Annotated in this window: 3 protein-coding genes and 1 pseudogene; 2 read left to right on the top strand and 2 right to left on the bottom strand. The window is 65.4% G+C overall.

Going from position 1 to position 5,553, the window contains the following annotated elements; genetic code table 11:
* Positions 1-135: 135 nt before the first annotated feature.
* The gene (locus tag ACCC94_RS27365; RefSeq protein WP_413352737.1) at positions 136-1,683 is read right to left on the bottom strand and encodes a nucleobase:cation symporter-2 family protein; all 1,548 of its coding nucleotides are present in this window, start codon (positions 1,681-1,683) and stop codon (positions 136-138) included.
* Between the two features lie 379 nt (positions 1,684-2,062).
* Here ACCC94_RS27365 and ACCC94_RS27370 point away from each other — a divergent pair, with 379 nt between their 5' ends.
* A complete protein-coding gene (locus ACCC94_RS27370) occupies positions 2,063-2,947 on the top strand; it encodes a LysR substrate-binding domain-containing protein (protein ID WP_413352739.1) in 885 nt (294 codons plus the stop codon).
* A gap of 164 nt (positions 2,948-3,111) precedes the next feature.
* On the opposite strand, the gene ACCC94_RS27375 is transcribed toward ACCC94_RS27370, so the two are convergent.
* Entirely contained in the window at positions 3,112-4,035 is a 924-nt protein-coding gene (locus tag ACCC94_RS27375) for an MBL fold metallo-hydrolase (protein WP_413352740.1), read from the bottom strand.
* 254 nt (positions 4,036-4,289) lie between these two features.
* Here ACCC94_RS27375 and ACCC94_RS27380 point away from each other — a divergent pair.
* Positions 4,290-5,553, top strand: a pseudogene (locus ACCC94_RS27380) (autotransporter outer membrane beta-barrel domain-containing protein); the annotation flags it as partial.

Consider the following 5,553-nt stretch of genomic DNA (forward strand, 5'->3'; position numbering starts at 1 on the left):
AGCTTGCTCGCGGACCGCTTGACGCCCGTGCTGCCGGTAGAGCCGTTCGCGAGCAAGCTCGCTCCTACACAAAGCTTGAGGTGCGAACATGAAAAAGGCCCCGGAAGGGGCCTTTTTCATGGGGCGGACTGGACGTCAGGCGCTGCTGTTCACCGTCTCGCGCTTCACCGCCCTGGTGGTCGGCGCGTGGTGGTCGTCGTGGTCGTGATCGTCGCCGATCACCTGCACCTCGTTGCCTTCGGCGTCATACAGCTTGCCATTCTGGAAGTAGTCACCCTCGTTCAGCGCGGCGATGTCGCGGTAGCGCAGGGTGCGCTCCTCGGCGGCGACGAACACCGACTGCTGGTTGGAGTTGCCGGTCTTGAAGTGGTTGAACAGCAGGTTGAGACCGATGGCCATGATCGCCGCCGAGCTGATGCCGGAGTGGAAGATGGTGGCGAACCAGCTGGGGAAGTGCTCGTAGAAGCTGGGGGCGGCGATCGGGATCATGCCGAAGCCGATGGAGGTGGCGACGATGATCAGGTTCATGTTGTTGCGGTAGTCGACCTTGGACAGGGTGCGGATGCCGCTGGCCGCGACGGTGCCGAACAGCACCACGCCGGCGCCGCCCAGCACGGAGGAGGGCACCGCGGCGATCACCCGGCCCATCACCGGCAGCAGGCCGAGGGTCACCAGGATCAGGCCGCCAGTGGCCACCACGTAACGGCTCTTCACGCCGGTCACGGCGACCAGGCCGACGTTCTGGGCGAAGGCGCTCTGGGTGAAGGAGCCGAAGATCGGTGCCAGGATGCTCGACGCCATGTCGGCGCGCAGACCGTTGCCCAGGCGCTTGGAGTCGACCTTGGTGCCGATGATCTCGCCGACGGCGAGGATGTCCGCCGAGGTCTCCACCAGGGTCACCATGATCACGATCAGCATCGAGAGGATCGCGGCGACGTGGAAGGTCGGCATGCCGAAGTGGAAGATCGCCGGGAAGGCCACCATCGGGCCCTCGGCCACGCGGGAGAAGTCGGTCATGCCCAGGGCGGCGGCGATCAGGGTGCCGATCACCATGGCCAGGAGGATCGACAGGCGCGAGATCGAGGCGCTGCCCAGCTTGCTCAGCAGCAGGACGATCACCAGGGTGAGCGCGGCCAGGCCGATGTTGGCCATGCTGCCGAATTCCGCTGCCTTGGGGTTGCCGCCCATGGCCCAGCGCGCCGCTACCGGCATCAGCGTGAGGCCGATGGTGGTGATGACGATGCCGGTGACCATCGGTGGGAAGAACTTGGTGATGCGCGAGAACACCGGCGTGATCAGGAAACCGATGAAGGAGGCTGCCATGACGGCGCCGAGTACGGCGGGCATGCCGCCGCCTTCATAGCCGCCGCCGAGGATGGCGATCATGGTGGCGACGCCGGCGAAGGAGACGCCCTGCACCAGCGGCATCTGCGAGCCGAAGAAGGGAATGCCGAGGGTCTGCAGCAGGGTGGCGAGGCCACCGGCGAACAGCGAGGCGGCGATCAGCAGGCCGATCTCGCTGGGGGAGAGCCCGGCCGCCTGGCCGAGGATCAGGGGAACGGCGACGATACCGCCGTACATGGTCAGAACGTGTTGCAGGCCGTACGCCAGGTTGGCGCCGATTCCGAGGTTCTCGTCTTCCGGGCGTGCTCCGGCGGACGCTACAGCTGAACGATCATTCATGGCTGAGGACTCGCTTGTTTTTGTTGTGCGGCCACTGTAGACAAAGTCCGTGGGAAATATCCACTGTTTTGTATACATGTTTATGTCCGATGGTCCGGAATCTGACCGGTCGGTTATGTGATTTTTCAGGATGGATGGCTCTGTAATCGGCGTTCTGCATGAAATCCTGACTCGGGGCTACTTGCACGAAATGTGTGCATGGTTGAATCCAAAAGCACCAGCGGGCTGCATGCAAAGTGTCGAAAGATGCTGGCCGGCCACCTGCATACAGGCCATCGCAAATTGCGGGCCAGCGATGCGCCGTGTGCGCCGTTCTCCCCGGCGAAGGCTGCTCCTGCTATAACCGTCCGCCTCGGTTTTCGCAGGATTTCGAGAAGAGATGGCCTTCCCACCGCTGCACAGTTTCAGGGTGTTCGAAAGCGTGGCCCGCCTGGGCAGCCTGGCCGCGGCCGCCGTCGAGCTGCACGTCACCACAGGCGCAGTCAGCCAGCAGGTGAAGGCTCTGCAGGCCAGCCTCGGCGTGGAGTTGTTCGAGAAGCGCGGCCGCCAGCTGGTCTTGACCGCCAGCGGGCGGAAGCTGCAGAAAAGCGTGGCCAGTGCCATGGGCGAGATCACCGACGCGGTCCAGGCATTGCAGGCGGATATCCGGCTGGAAGAGGAAAGAGTGGACATCTGCCTGTCGATCCCGCCGGTCGAGGGCGTGGAATGGCTGACCCGTCCGCTGCTGCGCTTCATGGAAGAATCGCGTTCGCTGCGGGTGAGCGTGATCACCGCGCCGGGCATGCCCCAGGTGGACTGGCGCCGAGCCGATGTGGCGGTGGTCTACGGCTCGCCGCCGTGGCCGGGCTGCTGGTGGCGCCTGCTGCATGGCATCCGCATGACGCCGGTGTGCAGCCCGCAGTACCTGCGTGGACCGCTGGCCATCCGTGAAGCCGCCGACCTGGCGCGGCACCGTCTGCTGCACGAGGACGACGGCAGCCAGTGGCAGCAGTGGCTGGCCGAGGCGGGTTACGGTCGGGGTGGCGCCGAGGATATCCATTTCGAGGATTTCGGCATGGTCCTGCAGGCGGCGCGCGACGGTTTCGGCGTGGCGCTCAGCGACGAGACGGTGTCCCAGCGCGACCTCGACGAAGGCCGGCTGGTGCGCCCGCTACCGATCTCGGTGGCGGCGGTGCACAACTACCATGTCGTCTGCCCCGAGGCGAAACGCGAACGCCCGGAAGTCCGGGCGTTCATCGAGTGGTTGCTGTCGATAGGCGAGTAGGGCTCGACTGATGCTGCGGTGGGTTGGCGGTGTCTGTAGGAGCGAGCTTGCTCGCGAACAGCGGACTACCGTCTTGCACTGTCGCGCAAGGCAGACTGCGGTTCGCGAGCAAGCTCGCTCCTACAAGGATCAGGTGACTCCGTGCCAGGCGTCAGCTCGGGCCATCAATACCCGTAACCCCGCCCATCGCTGAACTGTATGTCGGTGAGGATGCTGATGTCCTTCTGCACCTTGTACAGCTCGGAGCTCCTGATCAGCTCCGGGTCGCTGAAGGCTTCGCCCTTGGCGCGGCCGGCCTGGATCTGCTGCATCCTGTCGCGCACCGCGACGACGTCGGCGTAGGTCATGGCCGGCACCTTGCTCGGGTCCTGGTCGGCGTGGGCGCCGTAGAGGGTGGTCTGCGGGTTGATCACCTTCAGCGTGGCATCCAGCGAGGCGACGTAATCCTTGAGGTTTCCCGCCAGCAGCCAGGACGGGTAGAGGTGATCGCCAGAGAGCAGGATGTTGTGCGCCTCATCGAACAGCACAACCTCGTCCGGCGTGTGGCCGGGCATGCTCAGCAGTCGAAGCTTCAGGCCGCCGAGGTCGATCACCTCGTCGGGCTTCACCAGGCGCGAGACCTTGAAGGGCGCCAGGGTCATCTGGTCGATGTTGCCCAGGTAGACCGGCTCGGGCACGTGGTAGAGGCCATCGGCGCCGCGGAACCTGGCGGTGAAGGGCGTATCCACCAGGTAGATGCTCTGGAAATTGTGCAGCCCGCCCAGGTGGTCGAAGTGCAGGTGCGAGGGCAGCACCGAGAGCGGCTTGTCGGTGATCTGGCGGGCGATGCGGGTGATGTCTTCCTTCTGGTTGGCGCCCGAGTCGAACATCAGCGCCTGCTCGGAACCCACCAGCAGGTACGAGTAGTTCTTCTGGTAGTAGTTCGGCTCGCCGATGGCGTAGAGGAACTCCGTCAGCTTGTGGACCACGAAGGCCGGGCTTTCGCCCTCGGGTGCTGCGGTCGTGGGGGCTTCGGCGGCGCTCGCGGCGGAGGGCGCGCCGAGCAGGGTGGAGGAGGCCAGGGCCAGGGCTTTGATCAGCGTGCGCATGGGGCGCGAACCTCTTTCTCGTTGTTGTCGGGGGAGGGGCGGGTTGTCCGCGGGTTCATCTCACCGCTGGCGAGGGTTCGATTCAATGCACGATTTCTAAAGCCTGGCGCCGAGTCGGACTAAAGCTTTCTTTGGTGAGCTGCGTTCGCGCCTCGCAGGAAGGCGAACAAGGGACGCGCTGGCCGATGACCGGCGTTGCCATATCCGACTACTCGACTATGACTTTCTGAAAATCCTGAATCGAGATCACAGCGATGGCCGGGTCCCGCTTCTGCCCTGCATTGGGTGTGGCATTCGAATTGGCTCTCCTCCTGCCGGGTACTTCGGCCCGGGCCGATTGCACTTTCTCTCCGGGGCCGGGCGACGATCAGCATCTCTGCAGTTCCGGCACCGCTCCTTCGCTGAGCGATGCCGCGGGCAACAACAGCCTCACCTTTCCCGCCGGGGGCAGCGGTGCCATCACCGGCGACGTCACCTTCGGCAACGGCGCCGACGCGGTGGTCATGGATTCGGGGAGCATCGACGGCAGCCTGCACCAGGGCGGCGGCGCCGACAGCCTGCACATCAGCGCCGGGTCGATCCTGGGCGCCGTCAGCCAGGGTGACGGCATCGATGACTTCGTCATGACCGGGGGCGTCATCGGCTCGCTGGCCCAGGGGGATCAGCACGACACCTTCAGCATGAGCGGCGGCATCATCATCGGTGCCTTCGACGACGGCGACACCGCACGCCTGAGCGGTGGCACCATCGGCCGGGTGGACATGAAGCTGGACAACAACCTGTTCGACATGTCCGGTGGCTCGATCATCGGTAACCTGGTCACCGGCTTTGGCCGGGACACCATCCTGGTTTCCGGGGGCGGCATCGGCGGGAATGTCAGCTTGAGCGGCGGCGATGACACGGTCGTCCTCACCGGCGGCGATATCCACGGCCAGATCCTGATGAGTGCCGGTGCCGACACGCTTGTCTGGAGCGGCGGCGGTACGGTGCGCAGCTCCATCCTGATGGGCGAGGGCGACGACACCGCCACGCTCAGCAGCCTCAGCGAAACCCAGTTGGGCAGCACACCGGCGTTGGACGGCGGGGCGGGCAACGACCGGCTGACCTTCGTCAGCACCAGCACCAGCCAGGGCGGCCGCTACCTGGAGTGGGAAAGCATCCAGCTCACCCAGGCTTCCCGGCTCGATCTGAACGATACGCTGACGCTCGGCGACCCGGTTTCCGGTACCGGCACGCTGTCGCTGGATTCCACCAGCCTGCTGACTTCCAGCCGCGGCATCGTGGCACCGAGCAATACGGCGCTGAATGCGCGACTGGTGAACGCAGGGGTGATCGACCTGACCACCTCCGGCCCTGACGCCACCGACAGGCTCACGGTCAGCGGCGATTACCAGGGCGACAACGGCATTCTTCGCCTGCAGAGCGTCCTGGCGGGCGACGGCGCGGCCTCCGACCGCCTGGTGGTGAACCAGGGCAGCATTGCCGGCAGCACGCTGCTGGAGATCGGCAACCTGGGGG

Source organism: Pseudomonas sp. Pseusp97 (assembly GCF_047304025.1).
Lineage (GTDB): Bacteria > Pseudomonadota > Gammaproteobacteria > Pseudomonadales > Pseudomonadaceae > Pseudomonas.

What these genes read in the sequence shown, in the direction of transcription:
- ACCC94_RS27365 (WP_413352737.1), bottom strand. Translation starts at nt 1,683, where the DNA reads ATGAATGATCGTTCAGCTGTAGCGTCCGCCGGAGCACGCCCGGAAGAC.
- ACCC94_RS27370 (WP_413352739.1), top strand. Translation starts at nt 2,063, where the DNA reads ATGGCCTTCCCACCGCTGCACAGTTTCAGGGTGTTCGAAAGCGTGGCC.
- ACCC94_RS27375 (WP_413352740.1), bottom strand. Translation starts at nt 4,035, where the DNA reads ATGCGCACGCTGATCAAAGCCCTGGCCCTGGCCTCCTCCACCCTGCTC.